A 17,970-nucleotide genomic window follows, 5' to 3' on the forward strand; every position below is an offset into this window, starting at 1 on the left:
ACGCAGAGGCCAGGCAGAGGGGTGTCAGGGGGAAATTACGAAAGGAAAATATAGAAAGCGATGAGGTAGGTTAATTGAGTAGTACTCGTAGCGTAGATAGGCCAAGGTGGTTGCTAGCCAGTTCGGCAATCTTCCGGCCACACTTAAGATTTGGCTCCACAAATGGGGGTGCCACTTATACAGGCCGTATCAGAACAGTTTATCGCCGGGCGGGGCATCAAGGCTGTATTCAGGTCAAAGCCGCCCGCTCAGTTATGACCTATTACTTGTCAAACCACATACTGTTTAATATACATAATTAAGTTCTGAAGCTCCTTAAACGAGGAAGGCTTATAAACACAGTCCGTGGCACCGGCGCGTGTGAACTGCTCCTTATTCAGCATTATTTCATCACCTCCCAACATAATGATGGGTACAGTTTGAAAGGGAGTTGTTTTGATTTTAGATAACCAGTACAGTTCATCGCCCCTTGGAATGATTCCATCTATAATGATCAACGAGGGTCCGTTCGCTAGTTGCCTGGCGAAAACCAAAAATTCGTTGGGATCAATAAAACTTTTCAATTCCAACTCGTTAGCAAACCAGTTTATCCCAGTGTTCCAAATAAAAAGATCTTCTTCATCGCCATCAAGAAGAGCAATCCATTTCTTACTCATAAGAAAGTATGTTTATCGTACAGTTGCTCCTGTACTATGTTGTTTAATAAAACTATTTTATGTCTTTCAATAGGTAACGTTAGGAAACGATACTATTTCCCACCAATAGTACCGCAAGGCCTCCAGCAATTGAAGCCAATGATCATACCCTAGCGGCTTAATCAGATATGAATTAGCACCCAACTGGTAAGCTTTTTGAACCATTGAGAGTTGGGAAGAATTACTCAAAACGATAATCGGCACCCACTGAACATCAGGCGTGGATTTTAACTTTGTCAAAGCTTCTTGGTTTTCTTCCGGAGTAGCGCTATCCCAAACTAGGAAAACAAGTTTCGGTAAGCTACGGAATGATTCCAGTCGCTTTGCTATATAAACGTAAGCTTGTTCTACTGAGTCACATACGACTACTGTCGTGTGGCTAAAACCGCTTTCAAAGAGATTTGCAAGTATTTCTCTGGATTCGGATGCATCGATAAGTAAAACATGTTCTGAACTTGACGAGGATTGAGCCATGGCGAGATTAGCTTATATACTGGTTAACAGTAAACGTCTTAATTAGCGTTTGTACTTTTTTTACGCTACTTATTGATTGCAAAGAAATAAAATACTTTCAGTCACACTTGACGTATATAGCTGACAATTAGCTAGTAAACTACCTTGCATAAAAAAAGCCCTGACCTCAACCGGGCGGGGCTTTTAAAACTTCATCCACACTAACAGGCTGATAGCAGCGCATTAGCGACACGGCAAGTTCACAATTTTTACAGGATATTAAAAAAGCCCCTTCCGCACGTACACCTGGCAGAGCATAGCCTGGCGGCCCGGCTCGACGGGATGAGCCACTAGTTTAAGCCGGGGCAGGCTGACGACGTGGTAATCAGCCCCGGCCAGCGTGAGTGCATCGCCGGGCTGGTAGACGGGCAGGTCGGCCACCAGCGCGTCAGCCGCGACCGCCGAGGTGTCGTCGGCACCGGGAGGGTGCTGGTGTAGCAGGAAACGAACCACATAGTCCATACGCCTAAGATAAGCATTGCCGTCCGGAAAATAAACAAATAAATAGTATGGTAAATAATATGTACAAATTGTAGCGCAACAACAAACATTAACAGCTTGCTATGGCCGCAAAGCTTACAAGAACGTATAACCCATTACCGTTTTCTGATTTAGACCCAGCTCGTTTCGATGACTTGTGTTTAAATCTCGTCGTTCGTATTCAAGACTGGAAGCAGCTCAATCATTTTGGCCGAAAAGGAGCGGATGGTGGCGTTGATATTCACGCCGTTCAGCAGCTGGATAAAGAAGAGGTAATTTGGTTTATTCAGTGTAAGCGATACAGCAGCATTTCGAAAGCTGACTTTACGGCAATCATTGACGAGGTGGCAAAGAATTCTCCCCTTCCTCACAAGCTGCTAATCATTATTGCCTGCGAGTCAACCAGGGCTCATTATGACCATTGCCAGAAGTACGATTCCCAAAAAGGAGTAAAGGAAGTAGAGATTTGGACTAGAAGCACACTAGAAGCAAGATTGTATAAAGACCATAAAGATTTACTTTTCGTCTATTTTGGCATGAAACTAGAGCAATCGACAAGAGATAATGCAGCGAAAATAAGAGCCGGTCTTGCGATGGAGAGGAGATTTTTGAAGGATTTTATCAATCAAGAGGGAGCTGCAAACCCTAAGTACTATACTATCTGGGCTTATGAACCCTTTCGTAAGTTTATGTTTTCCAAAGTTTTTGTCCGCTCCGTTGATGATACAACTTACCCAGAGATTGATAAAGAAAACTCGGCTTGGTTTATGACCTTTTTATTCAACACATACCACAATGGTGTTGAATTTTGGATCGACGGAGGAATAGGTACCACTATACTAATGGACGATGAGGGTAACTGGGAGGTTTTACAAAATTACCGCGACAGCCGCAAAGACAGCGGAAAATATAAAGTTTTCCAAGCGATGCGAATTGGCCGTATACCCTATTATAATATTATAGACTACAAAGTGGACGGAGACGAACATAACCCATATCCTCATCTCTTTTGTCGATATGCATTTAATGGTTCACCCTACGAAAAAATTTACTTCAGGCATTTAGGCATAGCAAAAGAGAAGAGATTCCCTCACGAATTTGACGAGAAAAAGCAAACAAAGCTTCCTTAGCAATAGGGGGTTTTGTATGCCTTCCAGCCGCCGGCGATCGATATCGGTTTGACCAATTCGGGTCTTGATAAAATTCTGCTGCCCAATATGGTGCGAATGCCGGGTGACAGCGTTTCAATCACGTCGTGGTCTTCAGTTGAAGGCTGCCGGGATCTACCGGGAGGGACTGTCGTTACCGGTCCCGAAGAATTCCCCGTTATCGATGTTGCTTTGCCCCGAGCCGCTGTCTCTGTTGACTACCTTCGTTTCTGTTGATGGCTACGGCCTCGTTGCCAAATTTTTCATTGGCGGCCGCGAGTTCCAGAATGCCCTCGAGAATGCCGGTTCAGTCGACAAGCTCCTCAAATAAGGACCGTTTATTTCTGGCGATATTCAATGTAGAGTTCACCACCTAGCGCGGCAAATAAGTCCCCCAGCGTTTTCAACCCTAGTTTACGGCTCCCCTGCTCAATGTTACCAATGACAGGTGCCGGGTAGCCAATAGCCTGGCCTAGCTCCGCCTGGGTCATACCCCGCCACTTACGAAGAGCTGCAATCAGTGCTGGCATCGCATCGGGCGTATTCGACAGTCGTAACCCTTCACCGGGCAGGACAACACCCGGTACGCTAACTTCTTCCTCCTCAACGACCGGCGGCTCCAACTCGTTGTCTACCGCTTCCCCAGTGCCACCCGATTGCATACGTTCGCCTAGTGTACCCTCGGCAGGATCAGCCGCTTGCAGCTTCTTATTCTGTTCTGTTAGCATGTTGTTGACCGGCGTTTCGGCCCCGGCTCCGTCTACAGTTCCACTAAATCCGCTTCGACACTACCCAACCTACCCGCAATCGTCTTCACCCGTACCCGCTTCACCCGAAAGGTCCGGCCCGGCAGAAACAGCGTTTCCATCTCCAATGGGGCATCGCTATAGGGCGCAATGTCCCAGCCGCTATACCCTTCAATCGTCAACTTGACGTTCCCGTTAACCCGCTCGGCTACACTCCGTAACCGGCTGGTACTGGTAAAGGCGCTGTACAGCACTTTCCCGCTTTTGAGCGTCGTTACCATCCCCTCCAGGTCATCCACCCAGAACGTTCGGTAACTCGTCCCCGGCAGGGCTGGCAGAGCGCTGACGGCTTCGATGAGGGCAGCAGCCTGCTCGGTAACGTCCCCGGCTGACAAAGCCCGGTTAATGGCCCGGTAGCTATGCCGGGTGTACTCGGTTATTACTTGCATGATCGGTCTCCGATGGTTCACCTCGGGAGCGGGCTTTCAACTACCCAAAGATAGTAATATATTTCTGTATTACATACTCATTTATACTATTCTTATCGACAATCGGCAGATGGTAAGTAGATACTGCCAACGAAGGTGCTAAACTGTGCTTGGCAGGATGTGAAAAACCCTGCTAGCTGCCAAACCCTATATAGGGCCTTTGGCAGTTCGCAGGGTCATTTTCCGGTAATGGTCGTACTACCGGGGTACCGATGTAGCCACCGATACACAAAGCTGATTGGCCAGCCGGGTCAGTAGCTCACCGGCTTGTCTGGCCTCATCCTGACAGTCCTGGTAGGCCTCCTGCTCGGTCCGATTCTTGTCCATCAGTTGCAGCTCCGTCTTCTGGTAGTCAGACAGGGCATAGATCAGTGTTTCATACTCGGAGAGCTTACCCGTTTGCGGAACAGTGCAGACTTCCAGGGTAACAGTTATCGGCAATTTAAGATCGGTCATCATGTACGTAGTAGGTAAAATCGGTGTGTAAGTTATGTTTTACATGGCCCCTACCTCATGCGTCAGGTAGGGGCCATTGCCAGGATTGTTACCTACTCTTAATCATGTAAATACTTTTGGTCGTCCCGTTCCCATACCTGCCCCAGTTGGACCAGCATGTTTACTAATCGTGTCGTCCGCCAGTGCATATCGCGTAAGTAATCATGGGAGATTTCACCATAGGTAGGCTGATACATCAACCAATCATGGAATAGGTCGTTTAAGACTTCAACGCCTTTAGCCGCCCCGTCATGGGCGCTAAAGTACTCGTACACGATTTTTGTCACTTCCTGCTGAGGGGATAACTTCGGACTTACAATGGGAGCTTGCTGGCTCGTTTCCTGAGCCGCATTGTCTTCTTGCTCAACGGCGGTTGCGCCGGAGTTGGTAGATGCGTACTTTTGATCGGTAACCATGAGACAGATTTGTTTAAGGTGAAACAACTGGATTTTGGTTTTACAATCTGCCCCTACTGCATCGCCTGGCAGCAGCAGTACGGGGCTTTTTGTTGATACAATATTACAGCGCCTACCGGTCTTAAGCAAGAGAAATTTTCTAGTAAGTATCTATCAATCAGTTAGTTATAATTGCTAAATGGCAACTCGTTTAATGAGAATCAGCCTGATACAGTTGAAAACTTTTCTAGTTCATTAAATCCGAATTGCACTATAGCATCAGCATATATTTGTATATAGACTGCATATCAAGTCGTTACGACGTATGATAAATTTTGGAGGCAGATTGCTATTTGGCAACTACATTCTAATCTGTCTTCTGCATATCGCCGAGTCTTAAACTATCCGTGCGGTAAGACAAATAAGATCGTCTCGGCTCGTCTCGCACCTCGGCTCGGTAGCCAGTGCTTTGCTATGGTGCAGGCCGGTAGCAATACCCGTCTCGAAAACACATACCGTCTACCAGGACAAACCACAAACGGTTTGATGGGTACCCTATGCCATCACCCGGCGAGAGTGGCGGGGGAGCGCTAAAAACCGCCCGGCCTCGGCTCGTAGCGGGTAGGGAGTATTTTAAAGCAACCCTAACGTAACCGGCTGGTAACATGGATTACCCCCAAAGAAAAGCTTCGGGAGTTCCAACGCTGGTAAACTGGCCTGCTACCGGGGGATGGTAAAAAAAAGCCTCTTTCATGGCTGCTATAGCTAGCTACATACCTGTATTTTAGAAAGGGCCGATTATGTAATATCATAATTCATGCCAATCCAATTTAGTTATACAGGCGTATTAATCAGTTAGATAGCTAAAAAAGCATTAGACAAAATTCCGTTCAATGTTGGATAAATGTCTACAAATAGTATGCGCCATGTTGCTGTTTGCTGTTAGATACATTTGTTTAGAAGCGTGTTAACAGTGAGAGAGCTGGATGGGTTGGTAAACACGGGAATAAGGCGTAGTTTTCAAGGGTGGAACTGTCAACCACCGCGCCATGAACGAAGAAGAGCAGCCGTTACCTGTTGACCACGTTCGCTTTAGCACCTCTCTGGATGAGGTAGCCAAGACGTATGGAAAACCCGTTCAGGAGGTAGCTCATATGGTCAGCTTGCATTTAGCCGATCCATTAGAGTCAATCGAACTGGAGGATGGGGGCACGATGAACACCTTGGCGTTAGACTTCACTGAAGAAAACCTGCGCATCCTTGAAGACCTGGGGCTGATCACCGTCCATTGGGGTGACGGCTACTAAACGAAAAAGCCCCTCCGTGTGAAGGGGCCTGGGGATAGAAGCGAATACAATTAGTTGTCTAGTGCGTTTAATTCCATGATCATCATACCGATCGATTGTTGAGCCGCTGTCTGGCCGGGCTCGGTGAACTGGCTGCGTTCCCGTTGCAGCAGGGCGTTCTTGGCGGCCGCCGTCGGCTGGCTGGGAAAGACGATATCGAACTCGTAGTACTGCCGGCCCGTCTGTTCGTCTTTGTCGACGTAGGTGTAGGCGCCCTTGCCGGTGGGCGTGTCCACGTTGCCGAAAGCGGCATACCCGCCCGTGCTGTCTCCACCCAGGTTCAGGGGGCTGTCGAAGAGCTTGCCGGATCGGGCACGCTTGGCCTGTTCGGAACTGATGCGGACACGGACCGCAGGCAGAAACGTTTTGGTCTTGCTTACCTGATCCTGCAGGGCCCGGGCATCGGAGAGGGTTGCATTGTTGAAGTCCGCGTAGATGGGGCCTCCGCCCACAATCTCGTAGTCCAGCCCCGTCAGGTCGGTGGCCCGAAAATCGAGCCCTCCCTGGCCGTTGGGCACGGCTACGTACGCTTTACCCAGTTGATTGGTCTTGTAAGCGTAGGTACCATCACGCAGTTTGCGAGCCTGCAGGCCGGGTACGAACGAGGTCCATACCTGCTGGCCATCGAAGCCGACGAGCGAGCCGGTCTTGACGGCTTTCTTGCCATCCGCGGTAGTTTTCGTTTCGGGGGTCAGGTTGGCGTCGAAGAAGCTGGCCGGAATAGCCCCCGGCAAATCCGTTCCCGGAGCCCGGGTGATGATGTTGTTAGCCGACTCCAGCACCCCGTACGAGGAGATAGCACCACCCAGCGCCTGCTTGGCGGTTTTGGCATTCATGGCCCGAATCCGGTTGGCTTCGCGGGCGTTGGCTTCGTCGGCCCGGTTCGAACGAACCGTTTCCTGAAACTGCAATTTATCCAGGGCCAGATCTTCTTCTTTATACGGATCGCGCGGGTCGTACTTGTAATACGTCGGCGTCAGCAGATTCGCCGTCCGCATGATGTACTGCGAGGCATCGGTACCCGTCAGCCCTTCCTCGGTAGCGATCGCCTGGGCGATTTCTTCCGGACGCGCCTGATCGACGGCAAAGCGGCCCAGCACGCCGGCGCGGGGCGAGTAGGTCTTCGAGAAATAATCTTTCCACTTGCCCGAGACTTTGTAGCCGCCGTTATAGGAAAAATCTTCGGTCAGCCCGTTGTCGAAGTCGGCGTAATTCTGGGCGACGGTACCGGTTTTGGTCGTGCCGTCCTTTAGCCGCCAGCTCACGTAGCGATCGATCTTACCGTCCTGCTGATCTTTCTGGAACAGCAGCCAGTCGGTGCGCCGTTTCTGGGCGGCTTTGTACAGCGGAGAGCGCACGGCCGACAGGGCCATCTGCTGCATATCGGTTTGCAGGCCATACTTCTCGTAGCGATCGTAGTCCCCGTCGTAATCCTCCTGCACGCGTTTGTTCATCGTCTCGCGCATCGAGTCGAGGTAATCACGGAACCGGTTCTGGTCGGCCTCCAGGAACGGCTGGTCGAGCAGCGCGGCCATCGTCTGCTGGGCGTACAATCCCCGCTGCTGGGCGAGTTCGGCTTCCTGCTGCTGCTGCTGGGTAATCATCGCCTGAAGGGCCAGCCGCCGGTCGGCGTCGGCCCGTTTCTGGGCGTAGCTAACGGTAGGTTGCAGCAGCGCTACGGCCGTCTGCATCGGGTTGTACTGGTTCAAGGGATTTTCCATGGCATAGGGGGAGTTAGAGAAAGATGCTGGTTTTATTGCGAATGACTTTGGCCTGCCGCAGGGCAATCGCCCACGGTGGACATTGGGGCAGCCGCAGGCGAGGTAAGCGGGCTAGTAGCTGGCGAGCTTCCAGATAGGCCAGGGTTTGATCGGGGGCCGGTATCAGCAGCAGCCGGAGCGGTTGGTGGGGGGTTATATCCTGGCAGTTCTGCCGAACCACGATCAGGTAGGGCTGACCATTGAGGGTGTCAAAATGATGATGGGTGTTGCGTAGGCCGGGGGTTCGGACCAGGTTCGCATAAAACACAATCTTGCCTTTTTCCGAGCGGCCCCGAATACCCCACAGTTTGTGTTTGTGATAGCCCTGGCCAACCCGTCGAACGATCTCCAGGTAAGGGGGCATTGACAAGTGCTTTCCTCGACGATTCACTACAAAGTGCAGATCCAGTACGGGGCTCCACTGGTACTCTGCGTGCAGCGCTGATGGCTTAGGCATGGCTAGTTGGGATTGTTGGTGTAAAAGCGGGCAACGGGGCTTTGGGCCAGACTGCCCCAGCCGTCGATCATGGCCTGTTGAAAAACGTCGGATCCCAGCATGTCCCAGACGGAAGCAAACCCCAGGGCCGAAGCGAGCGAGACGAGGCTAAACGTTCGGGCGCCGGTTCGTTTATCAAGTTTAAAATCGACGATGACGGTTGTACCGAGGAAATCTCGGTAGTGCAGGTAGTGTTCGTCTTCGAAGGTGATGGTCATTACGTTATGGGGGTCTTTAATGTTGACAAAACGGACTCAACGTGCAATGCGTACCGACAAAACCGACAAAGCTATTTTCGTCAGTTTTGTCGGTACGTCACCTATACGTTTTCAATAAAATACTGGGGTGAATTAGATAGCAGGGCCCTTCTGGTCTACCCTTTCCAGTAGGCAGCGCAGGTACCTCTTTTAGCCAGTGTCGCAGGGTTAATTCGTATAAAGCGGCATCTACGTCCGATTCATTAATTAGCTGTTTCCATCCTTTTCGCTGTACATCACGGGCTTTAAACTTGTCGCTTAGATCACCTGCTTTCAGGTGTTTGAGCAGTTCTTTGGCCGATTCAGTGCTAGCCGTGTCCAGCAGCCCATAGATGCGCCGGGCGTGGCTTTGCAGATAAGTACACCAATCAAGCGCCATCCGAACGGCCTGCGCCGAAACGAGCCTAGACGATGCCGTCGACGATTCTCCCTCCACACAGGAAATCAGATGAAAGATAAGGGCCAAACTGGGAACTAGTGAGCGGTACTTGGTGAAGTGTTCAAGCAAAAGCCCTGTTTCGTGAGAAAGTACGTTGATTTCCCAGTCGATAAGCCAGCTTTTGAATATCTCCTGAGCTTCGTTGTCGAAATGCGTGTATGGATACCGATTGTATTCGTCAGCCTCATATCCGTACTTGGTTAGATCAGTGGTCGCTAGAGATTGAATGACCTCGTAGGCCGTATCACGCGCGTGTTTATCGGGATATTCGTCCGTGTATTGCCACTGGGGTTTGTCTGGGTAAACCGCTAGCTGCAGACGCTGGACGAAGCCATCGTTGTCGAAGCCGGTGGCAGCCTGTAGGTAGCCTAAGAGCTTCGCCGGTTGTATGCCTCCAAACAGGGACACACATAAATTTGGAACGTGGATAGTGCCCCGGCCGATCCGATCTACCGTTTGAGTTCCATTACCATTCCAGGCTTCCAGATAAAACGCCCGATCTTGCTCCCGGCCTGATCGGTCCCATCCAGCGAGTAGCCCCGTCAACTCGTCGCGCTCGATGAGCAACCCGGTTGGATTGTCATTGAGTAATTCAGCCAGCTTCTCAACGGTGACATCGTTCGTCCAGTACCGTTTTTCGGTTGGCTTTTGGGGTTCTGTGGGATAAGAAATGAAGGTTTTGACTGACTTACCAAGTAGCCGGTCTTGTTCCTGCTTCTGGTAAAGTTTTCGCTGCGTTTCGTATTGAAGGTGTTGAGCCTCGTATTCCAGCAATCGTTGCTTATGGTCTTCGGCGGCTTGCCGGGCCAGCAGCTTAAGGGGTTTGAAGACCTCACTAACCGACGGTGTTTTCATAGTAGAGGGGTCTCCGATAACGGCCCCCCACAGATTAGGTACTACCGTCCAGTTATCTTTTTGCTTGGGTTTGATGGTTAGCCGGGTACCGATTAAGGAGGATAGCATAACAATGGCGGCTGAGGCTACATAGTCCAGCGGGCATTTCATGCGGGTTGCAATGTCGAGTACCCACGGCCTTAATTTTTCAGGAATGCTAGGGGGACTTACCGACAAAACCGACAAAAGGGGTGTTGTTAGGGGTTCGGGCTCTGGCCATTCCTCATATTGCTTGGCGTTCTCAGCCTGTTCATTACCTAAAGATCCGTCCTTCGCTTGCCGTGACTGCGGTTTGCCCAAAACTTCGTCAACCAGGTGGAAAAAGGTACCGATGTTGACTTGGCCGTTACGGTTGCGCAGAAGTTCACTAAATTTTGTTTCTGTTTCCTGGTAGGTGTATTTGGGGTGCAGTCGGCTGGCTTCGTGAAAAGCAGAGCGGCCTTCCTCCCCCAAACTGGCGAATGCTAATCCTATTTTTACCCAGTCTTCGTAATTCGCCGTGAGATCGACCCCAAACTGATGTAGCCGCTGTAAGTAATCGTCAATTCTGCGATGCGTGTCATCATCGGGCACGTTTTGGGTTTGTGATTGACGCTGGGAGCGCTCACCAACCGACTGGGCGTCCAACCTGTACTCGGCCAGCAGTGGCATTGTTTTACTATCCAGATTATAATAGGCCTCGGGATCATAGGGAAGAAAGCACAACCGGTCGACGTTGCAGCCGCTGGCGTCAATCTGGGGCTTTGTTCCATTGGGTACATCTTCTCGGCGGGTCAGTCTGTAGGCATCGTGCAGGTAGTTGGCTAGCTGCTGAAAGAACAGTTTGTGTTCGTCGGGATGCTTCAACCCAATTTTCACCACCCATTTCAACCCGTTACCTGACGGACTAACAAACAGAACGTGGGTGTATGGATCGGCGCGTAGTAAGCCAATGAGTTTGCTTACCTCTTCATGAGCTAAATTGTCAACATCCATGCACAGCAGCCCGGAGTGTTGTACCAGGTTTTCCGCTTTCTTTCCACCTTCAAATATACCTGCCCAGGTTACCCCCCAGAAGTGCCCCGGCCCCGTCAGCCGCCCCTGTTCGTCCCTAGCTCCCGCTTTGTATATTTTGGCCGCATCAGGGTTAGTCAACGACCGTAGATAATCAGTTTGCTCTTTGAACTTTGTCGAGCGGATCATTTCCACAACAGCGGCCACAGGACAATCGGGTTTCTTGGAGGCTGGCGAGACGGTTGCAAATACAGAGATCATAGTATCAAAGCTCAGTTTCCTTAAAGCGTTGGTGCCACCAATCGCGCCGAGATAGCCCAAAGTCGGTCTCATCGCGGTCCGGTTTGTAGTCGGGTGGAATGGTTTTTAGGTTTTCTTGATAAATTCGGACTTCATAGCTGAAGTCGGGCACTGCATCAGCAGTGTCGCAGAACGCAAGCTGTACGGGCGTCCGCTGATTATAGGCATCGACCGACGGCCATACAGTCCAGCGGTCGTGGAATCCAGTACCATCGGCGCGACGCTGTCGAACATAAAATTGCCCAGTCTTGCCGACGAAAGATGTTACCGAATCAGTCATTTGCAGGATGGGGGCGGATTGTGTTTTTCGAGCGAGGTGAGCCAATCCTTAAGACTCGGTATGTCTCTTACGATGAACGAATGACTTCCCCGCTCGTCGGGGACAGCTGGAGCGTTTATTATAGGGCAAGGGCTTACTACGCGGATTTTTCGTCTATCTGGCATATCCGCACGAAACGTTACTCCAAACGCATCATATCTAATATCCCAAATCTCGCCTTCAGCGGCTCTTATGAGTGATGCTATCGTATAGAGCAGTACAGGAGTAGTCTGATGTTTCATCTGGCTCCTGCGTCTAAATAATCTCTCAGATCGGACGGATAGAAATACAGACGGCCGAATCGCTTTATATGCTTAATTTTTTTTGCATTTTGGTAGAGCGTCTGTTTAGCGATGCCAAACTGTCTGGCCGCTTCGTCGGTCGTAACGGGCGTTTCGTCGGTCGTAGCCGAATTGGTAGAATTACTGCGTAGCAGTTGCAGCGTTTCGTTTTGCCTGGCTTCGATTTGATCTAATCGTTGCCAAATTGCGGCAAAGGGGTTTTCTGTAAACATAAAAGCCTGTCGTTTGATGACAGGCCAAAATTGAAGGATGTATGACTTAAGTTTTTGGATTGAAAAAGTAATCCAAAACAAATCCAAAAGTAAGCCTTACTGATTTACTTATAATTAGCGCAGAGTAGTTGCTATTAACTTTTTGCAGTTCTTTATTTTCTGCTGTTTCGCCGAATCATTGGTATTGGAGTATAGTTGCATAGCGGTGTTAAAAGCTCTGTAACCACCAACTTTACCAAAAGTAGTGGCCCAGGCGGTATGCAATTCTTTTTGTACGCATCGATCGATGCGAGTTTCCATATATTCTTCTAGGGCAAACAGCATAGGGACATAAGCCTTCGTTTTCTTGTCTTTGTAATGCTGCTCGAGAAACGGCATTAGTTTAGCACGATGCTTCTCGACTAGATAGCTTTCAAATCCTACGCAATTACTAGCCTTCGCCGTTTTGGCTATTTCCAACACTCTTATTTGATTCGAAATAAGGTCTAAACTATTTTCAATAATTTGGCAAACCTCTTCCAGGCAAGCTAAAAGTGCTAATATATGATCAGCACTATCCATGAATTTAAGGAAGGCTAAAGAGTCATCAACATTTTCTGGGCGTTTAAGAATGTCCTCTCTTTCTTCGTATATCCACCGTTTTATACCTTCATAACGTGGAATATCATGCTCATATAGTTCAAGCAACGCATATGTGTCTCTTAAAAATTCTACATCTCTGATTGCAATAATCTCTGGTTTAAATCCGTCCCATAAATAACCGTACGCTTTTTTTATCTTCTCGGACGCCCATCCGGCGCGGTAATCCGGATTAGATTTTTCATAAGGATTATCCTGTTCATAATAAAACAGTGCTTTATTATAGTCCGGAACTTTGACCCCTTTTTGTACACTTATTTTGCCATCCGGATCTTCTTCTACTGTCACAAACGGATTAAGCCTCACTGAATGAAAAAGCGGACTTATTTCTTCTGCTTTTGGTTCACTTCCGAAGACAAAAAAATCAAGATCGGGCTTGAGAGCGTCTAAAATCATGAACGTAAATCTGAAAGGCATCATAAGCAGTTGTATTTATAGGGCGTTTAGGAAGGCTTTGGCTTCCTCGTCGTCAAAGGAGCCTAGATAGCTCTCAGTAGTTTTGAGGTTGGTATGACCCAGTGACTTACTGATAAAGGCAAGGGGGGCTTTGCTTTTCAAAAGACTGGTCGCATAGCTATGGCGCGCGGAATAGGTTCCAACGTCTCCCTCGATACCCAACTGCTCGGCAATCTTACCCATCCATTTATTCGTCATTTTCACCGTCTGATGAACCGCCTGTTTCTTTTGGCGTTCGGTCATACTGGCATTGAGAAACGGAAAGACATAAGCGTTTGGCCGCTTTTCAGTGGTCCCCCAACGTTCAATAATCGCAAGTGTTTCGGGCCGTAAGTAAGCCACTATGGGAGTTTGACTCTGTCTTTTGCTTCGGGCCGTCTTTTGCCGAATAAAAGTTAGCTTACCTCCCTTTGTATCTACATTCGCCCATGTCAACCGGCAAATATCGGTGAGGTTGGCTCCGTTGCAGAAGTACGAGAACAGCCATAGATCATGGCTCCGTTGCTCAGTTGTACCGGGTACGGGCTGATAGGCTTTCAGCTTCTCAATGTCAGCTTTAGGCAGGGCTTTCTTTACGTTGGCTCCGGCTGGTATGACGTAACGGTTACGCCCGAACGGGTAAGTATCCCGGCTCATTAATCCGGCTTCTATGGCATCATTTACAACGGCCCGCACATGCCGTAAGTAAATGCCTACGGTAGTCAGGCTGGCACCCGTAGCGGCCTTTAGCTTGCTCTGTGGAGCTTTGCCATGGTACTGCATCCATTGTTCGTAAGTGGTTAGGAAGTCGGCCGTAAGGTGATCAAACTGCAAAATGGCAACCTGGCGGGGTTGGTTTGACTTGCGGGGAATGGGAATACTCAGAAACTCTTTCCGCTCTTCATCAGTGAACGAATTCACAAACCGACGCAATGACTTAGCGGCCAACTCATAATTGATAGCATTGCCAATTCGTCCGGCACTGCTCATGCTGTTGGCCTTATTCAGTAGGGCGGCTATCAGATCGGTTTGCTCAATTGGCTTTTCAACGTCTTTACCAAAATTGGCAATGGCCTCAGCAAAAGCCTCAAACGTGAAGCGGTCAGCTAACTGACCAATGACGGTTTGCGCTCGTTTCAGGTAGCTGGTTTGTACTTTACCTGAAAACTCATCCGGAAACGTATCACCGTAGAACTCATGCCAGAGCCGTATCTTACCTTCATCCTTGACCCGGTTATCCAGCTTAGTTTTACTAGCCTGTAAAAATTCCCACTCAGACAGTAAAACCTTACGGCCGGTACTAAACAGTCGTTGTTTGCGATCAAGGCAGACAAGCCATTTTACTACGCCTTGTCCGTCTTTACTGGCTCGCTTGTCAAAGAAAAGGTTTACGGTTGCTCTGCTCATACTGTATTGCAAGTTGGCTGTTGGTTGCAATACAACTTGCAATACAAAAATACATAATCAACGCATAAGAGCAATAAAGAGCAATAAGTATATTATAGATAACAATCTGATTTACAGAGAATTTGAACTATCTAAATAAAGAATCGAATAATACCTAAATAGGTATTGGCTATGACTGTTAATCAGAGGGTCGCTGGTTCGAGCCCAGCTTCGGGAGCTTCAAGATCAAGCACTTAGCAGAAATGTTAAGTGCTTTTTTTATTCAGGGGTACTGCCGGCATAGCCATAGTCGCTGGGATAAGGCGTGCACTCATCAAAGGCCATGATGATGTCGGCCCCGATCGTCCGCTGGATGTCCATCACCCCCTCGGGGCTGAACCGGTGCGTCGACCCGTCGATATGCGACTTAAACGTAACGCCCTCTTCCTTGATCTTGCGGGTATTCGACAGAGAGTAGACCTGATAGCCACCACTATCGGTCAGGATTGGGTGGCTCCAGCCATTGAACCGGTGCAGACCACCAGCATGGCTTAGTACATCGAGCTAGAATTAATAAGATTACACTAAACAATCGGATCCAACCGAAAGCGAATCTCTCTGTATTAGGCAATATTAAAAAACCCAAATTGACAAAATATTTGTTGGTTTTGCCATATTTTGTAAAATTGTGTATGTTTGACACATAAATAGTGTGTTATTCACACAATTCCATTTTAGAAGGGTTTATGACGGGGTATCTGCACAGCAGTCGGATTTTAGTAGCGCTGGATTGTATCATCTTTGGCTTTGATGGCGAAGCACTCAAGCTACTCCTGATCAAGCGGAATTTTGAGCCGGAATTTGGCAATTGGTCGCTGATGGGTGGTTTTCTCAACGCCGACGAAGACCTGCACGATGCTGCTACCCGTATCCTTTTTACGTTAACGGGCCTTCAAAACAACTACCTGGAACAACTACAGACGTTTGGTGCGGTCAATCGCGATCCGGTCGAACGGACCATTTCCGTCGTATACTATTCGCTGGTAAATATTAATGACCAGGACCCGCTGGCTCTTAAGGCACATAACGCTTCCTGGATTGATCTGGACAGTAAGCCCCAGCTCATTTTTGATCATGATCAGATGGTGGAGGCAGCCCTCCGGCAGTTGCGGTACAAAGCCGCCCTGTACCCAATCGGCTTTGAGTTACTGCCCGAGAAGTTTACGGTCCCTCAGTTGCAGAAACTGTACGAAGCTATCTATAACGTAAAGCTCGACCGCCGGAATTTCAGCCGCAAGATCATGGCTACCGAACTGTTACTGGGGACCGGCGAAAAAGATGCCACCTCAGTGACCAAGAAAGGGCAACTGTTCAAGCTTAATAAAGAAAAATACCATGATTACCTGAATGGGTACCAATCTTTCTTACCCGAGTTTACGGAGTTGTCTTTAACATAAAACGGGCTGTCTTTCAATCACCTGCTTGTTTCATAAAGTCAAAAACTTACTCAGTCATGCATAATCAATACGTCATCGGGGTTGACTTTGGCACTGATTCCGTGCGGGCCCTGCTGGTGGATACCCAGACGGGCCAGGTGGCCGGCACGCACGTGCACGAGTACACCCGCTGGAAACAGGGACTGTACTGCAACCCAGCTACCTCGCAGTTCCGGCAGCATCCACTCGATTATCTGGAAGGCCTCGAAGCCAGCATCAAAGGAGCGCTGGCGAATGCACCGACCGACGTGCGTCAGCAGGTAGTGGGTATCTCTATCGATACGACCGGCTCAACACCCGGCCCGGTAGACGAAACGGGCTTGCCCCTCGCGTTACGTCCTGACTTTGCCGAAAACCCGAACGGCATGTTCATTCTCTGGAAAGACCACACGGCCAATGCGGAAGCGGAAGAGATTAATCACTTAGCCCATCACTGGGATACCGATTATACCAAATACGTGGGCGGCATCTACTCGTCGGAGTGGTTCTGGGCCAAGATGCTGCGGACGATACGGGTCGATGAAGCCGTTCGTCAGCACGCGTTTTCGTGGATTGAACACTGCGACTGGATGTCGGCGGTACTGACCGGCAACACGAATCCCCTGACGCTCCGGCGGTCGCGCTGCGCGGCTGGGCACAAGGCGCTTTGGCATAGCGAATTTGACGGCCTACCCTCCGACGAGTTTCTAACCAAACTCGATCCGTTGCTGAGTGGTGTACGCGACCGGCTTTTCACGGATTCTTATACGTCTGATCAGGCAATGGGCACCCTCTCGGCCGAATGGGCGGAGAAACTCGGGCTTTCGACCAACGTGGTGATTGGCATTGGAGCCTTTGATGCTCACATGGGTGCTATTGGAGCGGAGATTGAGCCGTATGCATTCGTACGAATCATCGGTACGTCCACCTGTGATATCCTGATGGCCCCAAATGAAGAGATTGGGCATCGGCTCATCCGGGGTATCTGCGGGCAGGTCGATGGTTCCGTTGCGCCCGGTATGCTGGGACTGGAAGCGGGGCAATCCGCTTTTGGGGATGTCTACGCCTGGTTCGCCCGGCTCATTACCGAACCTGTTCGCGCCCTGCTGGGTGATGATGCGGCTGATAAACTGTCGCGTCAGCTGATTCCGCATTTGTCTGAGCAGGCGGCTCAACTGCCCGTTACGGAAAACGATCCCATTGCGCTCGACTGGATCAACGGCCGCCGGACACCCGATGCCAATCATACCCTCAAGGCGGCTATCGCAGGTCTGAATCTCGGTACGGATGCGGCTAAGGTATTCAAGGCGTTGGTTGAAGCTACGGCCTTCGGGTCGCGGAGTATTGTGGAGCGGTTCATTGAGGAAGGAGTACCCATCAAGAAAGTCATAGCGATTGGTGGGGTAGCTAAAAAATCGCCGTTTGTGATGCAAACCCTTGCCGACGTCCTGAACAAACCCATTCAGGTGGCGCAGGCGGATCAGGCGTGCGCGTTGGGGGCCGCCATGTGTGCAGCCGTAGCGGCCGGGGTGCATCCGTCGCTGGAGGCAGCTCAGCAAGCGATGGGTTCCGGCTTCGATGCGGAGTACACACCCCGTCCGGATCAGGTAGCGGTGTACAATGCGCTGTATCAAAAATACCTCAGGCTGGGCAGCTTTGTGGAAAGCCAACCCGCCCGTGCTCAGGCCGTAACGGCAACTGTCTGAGAAAATCGCCTGCTTGTATCGATTAACCTTTTCATCATTCATATATAACCG

Annotated in this window: 20 protein-coding genes and 1 pseudogene; 5 read left to right on the forward strand and 16 right to left on the reverse strand. The window is 49.8% G+C overall.

What is annotated here, in order from left to right:
• Positions 1-269 precede the first annotated feature (269 nt).
• The 3 genes from DYU11_RS25225 to DYU11_RS25235 all read right to left on the reverse strand — a co-directional run bounded on the left by DYU11_RS25225 (position 270) and on the right by DYU11_RS25235 (position 1,670).
• Entirely contained in the window at positions 270-656 is a 387-nt protein-coding gene (locus tag DYU11_RS25225; RefSeq protein ID WP_119670507.1) for a response regulator, read from the reverse strand.
• A gap of 66 nt (positions 657-722) precedes the next feature.
• Positions 723-1,169, reverse strand: a complete 447-nt coding sequence (locus tag DYU11_RS25230) for a response regulator (protein ID WP_119670508.1) — start codon at positions 1,167-1,169, stop codon at positions 723-725.
• A 258-nt stretch (positions 1,170-1,427) separates the two neighbouring features.
• Entirely contained in the window at positions 1,428-1,670 is a 243-nt protein-coding gene (locus DYU11_RS25235) for a hypothetical protein (RefSeq protein ID WP_119670509.1), read from the reverse strand.
• Positions 1,671-1,771: 101 nt separating this feature from the next.
• On the opposite strand from DYU11_RS25235, the gene DYU11_RS25240 reads away from it, so the two are divergent.
• On the forward strand, positions 1,772-2,818 hold the full coding sequence (locus DYU11_RS25240; protein ID WP_119670510.1) for a restriction endonuclease: 1,047 nt from the start codon (positions 1,772-1,774) through the stop codon (positions 2,816-2,818).
• 202 nt (positions 2,819-3,020) lie between these two features.
• Positions 3,021-3,167 (forward strand): hypothetical protein, encoded by a 147-nt coding sequence (locus DYU11_RS33360; RefSeq protein ID WP_158600356.1) that lies wholly within the window; start codon positions 3,021-3,023, stop codon positions 3,165-3,167.
• Between the two features lie 7 nt (positions 3,168-3,174).
• On the opposite strand, the gene DYU11_RS25250 is transcribed toward DYU11_RS33360, so the two are convergent.
• The 4 genes from DYU11_RS25250 to DYU11_RS25265 form a co-directional block, all read right to left on the reverse strand.
• Positions 3,175-3,564, reverse strand: a complete 390-nt coding sequence (locus DYU11_RS25250) for a helix-turn-helix domain-containing protein (protein ID WP_119670512.1) — start codon at positions 3,562-3,564, stop codon at positions 3,175-3,177.
• A 32-nt stretch (positions 3,565-3,596) separates the two neighbouring features.
• A complete protein-coding gene (locus tag DYU11_RS25255) occupies positions 3,597-4,031 on the reverse strand; it encodes an ADP-ribosyltransferase domain-containing protein (RefSeq protein ID WP_119670513.1) in 435 nt (144 codons plus the stop codon).
• Positions 4,032-4,268: 237 nt separating this feature from the next.
• A complete protein-coding gene (locus tag DYU11_RS25260) occupies positions 4,269-4,529 on the reverse strand; it encodes a hypothetical protein (protein WP_119670514.1) in 261 nt (86 codons plus the stop codon).
• A gap of 95 nt (positions 4,530-4,624) precedes the next feature.
• A complete protein-coding gene (locus DYU11_RS25265; RefSeq protein WP_119670515.1) occupies positions 4,625-4,981 on the reverse strand; it encodes a hypothetical protein in 357 nt (118 codons plus the stop codon).
• 1,028 nt (positions 4,982-6,009) lie between these two features.
• On the opposite strand from DYU11_RS25265, the gene DYU11_RS25270 reads away from it, so the two are divergent.
• Positions 6,010-6,267: a hypothetical protein gene (locus tag DYU11_RS25270; protein ID WP_119670516.1), complete on the forward strand. Its 258-nt coding sequence runs from the start codon at positions 6,010-6,012 to the stop codon at positions 6,265-6,267.
• A 50-nt stretch (positions 6,268-6,317) separates the two neighbouring features.
• Here DYU11_RS25270 and DYU11_RS25275 read toward each other — a convergent pair whose 3' ends face one another.
• From DYU11_RS25275 to DYU11_RS25315, 9 genes and pseudogenes are all read right to left on the reverse strand, one after another.
• Positions 6,318-8,027: a hypothetical protein gene (locus tag DYU11_RS25275; RefSeq protein WP_119670517.1), complete on the reverse strand. Its 1,710-nt coding sequence runs from the start codon at positions 8,025-8,027 to the stop codon at positions 6,318-6,320.
• Between the two features lie 13 nt (positions 8,028-8,040).
• Complete coding sequence (locus DYU11_RS25280; protein WP_147368032.1) at positions 8,041-8,523, reverse strand: hypothetical protein; 483 nt, start codon at positions 8,521-8,523, stop codon at positions 8,041-8,043.
• Between the two features lie 2 nt (positions 8,524-8,525).
• The gene (locus DYU11_RS25285) at positions 8,526-8,780 is read right to left on the reverse strand and encodes a hypothetical protein (protein ID WP_119670519.1); all 255 of its coding nucleotides are present in this window, start codon (positions 8,778-8,780) and stop codon (positions 8,526-8,528) included.
• A gap of 97 nt (positions 8,781-8,877) precedes the next feature.
• Positions 8,878-11,478, reverse strand: a complete 2,601-nt coding sequence (locus tag DYU11_RS25290; RefSeq protein ID WP_119670520.1) for a DUF3987 domain-containing protein — start codon at positions 11,476-11,478, stop codon at positions 8,878-8,880.
• Positions 11,411-11,725: a hypothetical protein gene (locus DYU11_RS33365; protein WP_158600357.1), complete on the reverse strand. Its 315-nt coding sequence runs from the start codon at positions 11,723-11,725 to the stop codon at positions 11,411-11,413. Before DYU11_RS33365 ends, DYU11_RS25290 begins: the two co-directional genes overlap by 68 nt.
• A 277-nt stretch (positions 11,726-12,002) precedes the next feature.
• Positions 12,003-12,278, reverse strand: a complete 276-nt coding sequence (locus DYU11_RS25295; protein ID WP_119670521.1) for a helix-turn-helix domain-containing protein — start codon at positions 12,276-12,278, stop codon at positions 12,003-12,005.
• Between the two features lie 114 nt (positions 12,279-12,392).
• On the reverse strand, positions 12,393-13,313 hold the full coding sequence (locus tag DYU11_RS25300; protein WP_147368033.1) for a hypothetical protein: 921 nt from the start codon (positions 13,311-13,313) through the stop codon (positions 12,393-12,395).
• Positions 13,314-13,349: 36 nt separating this feature from the next.
• Positions 13,350-14,759: a tyrosine-type recombinase/integrase gene (locus tag DYU11_RS25305; protein WP_119670523.1), complete on the reverse strand. Its 1,410-nt coding sequence runs from the start codon at positions 14,757-14,759 to the stop codon at positions 13,350-13,352.
• Between the two features lie 261 nt (positions 14,760-15,020).
• Positions 15,021-15,302: pseudogene (locus tag DYU11_RS25315) on the reverse strand (tRNA-guanine transglycosylase); the annotation flags it as partial.
• Positions 15,303-15,484: 182 nt separating this feature from the next.
• Here DYU11_RS25315 and DYU11_RS25320 point away from each other — a divergent pair.
• Complete coding sequence (locus DYU11_RS25320) at positions 15,485-16,195, forward strand: NUDIX hydrolase (RefSeq protein ID WP_119670524.1); 711 nt, start codon at positions 15,485-15,487, stop codon at positions 16,193-16,195.
• A 56-nt stretch (positions 16,196-16,251) separates the two neighbouring features.
• Entirely contained in the window at positions 16,252-17,919 is a 1,668-nt protein-coding gene (locus DYU11_RS25325; protein WP_119670525.1) for a ribulokinase, read from the forward strand.
• Positions 17,920-17,970 lie beyond the last annotated feature (51 nt).

Source organism: Fibrisoma montanum, assembly GCF_003583365.1.
GTDB lineage: Bacteria > Bacteroidota > Bacteroidia > Cytophagales > Spirosomataceae > Fibrisoma > Fibrisoma montanum.

What these genes read in the sequence shown, in the direction of transcription:
- DYU11_RS25275 (WP_119670517.1), bottom strand. Translation starts at nt 8,027, where the DNA reads ATGGAAAATCCCTTGAACCAGTACAACCCGATGCAGACGGCCGTAGCG.
- DYU11_RS25250 (WP_119670512.1), bottom strand. Translation starts at nt 3,564, where the DNA reads ATGCTAACAGAACAGAATAAGAAGCTGCAAGCGGCTGATCCTGCCGAG.
- DYU11_RS25255 (WP_119670513.1), bottom strand. Translation starts at nt 4,031, where the DNA reads ATGCAAGTAATAACCGAGTACACCCGGCATAGCTACCGGGCCATTAAC.
- DYU11_RS25265 (WP_119670515.1), bottom strand. Translation starts at nt 4,981, where the DNA reads ATGGTTACCGATCAAAAGTACGCATCTACCAACTCCGGCGCAACCGCC.
- DYU11_RS25300 (WP_147368033.1), bottom strand. Translation starts at nt 13,313, where the DNA reads ATGATTTTAGACGCTCTCAAGCCCGATCTTGATTTTTTTGTCTTCGGA.
- DYU11_RS25285 (WP_119670519.1), bottom strand. Translation starts at nt 8,780, where the DNA reads ATGACCATCACCTTCGAAGACGAACACTACCTGCACTACCGAGATTTC.
- DYU11_RS25235 (WP_119670509.1), bottom strand. Translation starts at nt 1,670, where the DNA reads ATGGACTATGTGGTTCGTTTCCTGCTACACCAGCACCCTCCCGGTGCC.
- DYU11_RS25305 (WP_119670523.1), bottom strand. Translation starts at nt 14,759, where the DNA reads ATGAGCAGAGCAACCGTAAACCTTTTCTTTGACAAGCGAGCCAGTAAA.
- DYU11_RS25290 (WP_119670520.1), bottom strand. Translation starts at nt 11,478, where the DNA reads ATGAGACCGACTTTGGGCTATCTCGGCGCGATTGGTGGCACCAACGCT.
- DYU11_RS33360 (WP_158600356.1), top strand. Translation starts at nt 3,021, where the DNA reads ATGTTGCTTTGCCCCGAGCCGCTGTCTCTGTTGACTACCTTCGTTTCT.
- DYU11_RS25270 (WP_119670516.1), top strand. Translation starts at nt 6,010, where the DNA reads ATGAACGAAGAAGAGCAGCCGTTACCTGTTGACCACGTTCGCTTTAGC.
- DYU11_RS25280 (WP_147368032.1), bottom strand. Translation starts at nt 8,523, where the DNA reads ATGCCTAAGCCATCAGCGCTGCACGCAGAGTACCAGTGGAGCCCCGTA.
- DYU11_RS25240 (WP_119670510.1), top strand. Translation starts at nt 1,772, where the DNA reads ATGGCCGCAAAGCTTACAAGAACGTATAACCCATTACCGTTTTCTGAT.
- DYU11_RS25325 (WP_119670525.1), top strand. Translation starts at nt 16,252, where the DNA reads ATGCATAATCAATACGTCATCGGGGTTGACTTTGGCACTGATTCCGTG.
- DYU11_RS25295 (WP_119670521.1), bottom strand. Translation starts at nt 12,278, where the DNA reads ATGTTTACAGAAAACCCCTTTGCCGCAATTTGGCAACGATTAGATCAA.
- DYU11_RS25260 (WP_119670514.1), bottom strand. Translation starts at nt 4,529, where the DNA reads ATGATGACCGATCTTAAATTGCCGATAACTGTTACCCTGGAAGTCTGC.
- DYU11_RS25225 (WP_119670507.1), bottom strand. Translation starts at nt 656, where the DNA reads ATGAGTAAGAAATGGATTGCTCTTCTTGATGGCGATGAAGAAGATCTT.
- DYU11_RS25320 (WP_119670524.1), top strand. Translation starts at nt 15,485, where the DNA reads ATGACGGGGTATCTGCACAGCAGTCGGATTTTAGTAGCGCTGGATTGT.
- DYU11_RS25230 (WP_119670508.1), bottom strand. Translation starts at nt 1,169, where the DNA reads ATGGCTCAATCCTCGTCAAGTTCAGAACATGTTTTACTTATCGATGCA.
- DYU11_RS33365 (WP_158600357.1), bottom strand. Translation starts at nt 11,725, where the DNA reads ATGACTGATTCGGTAACATCTTTCGTCGGCAAGACTGGGCAATTTTAT.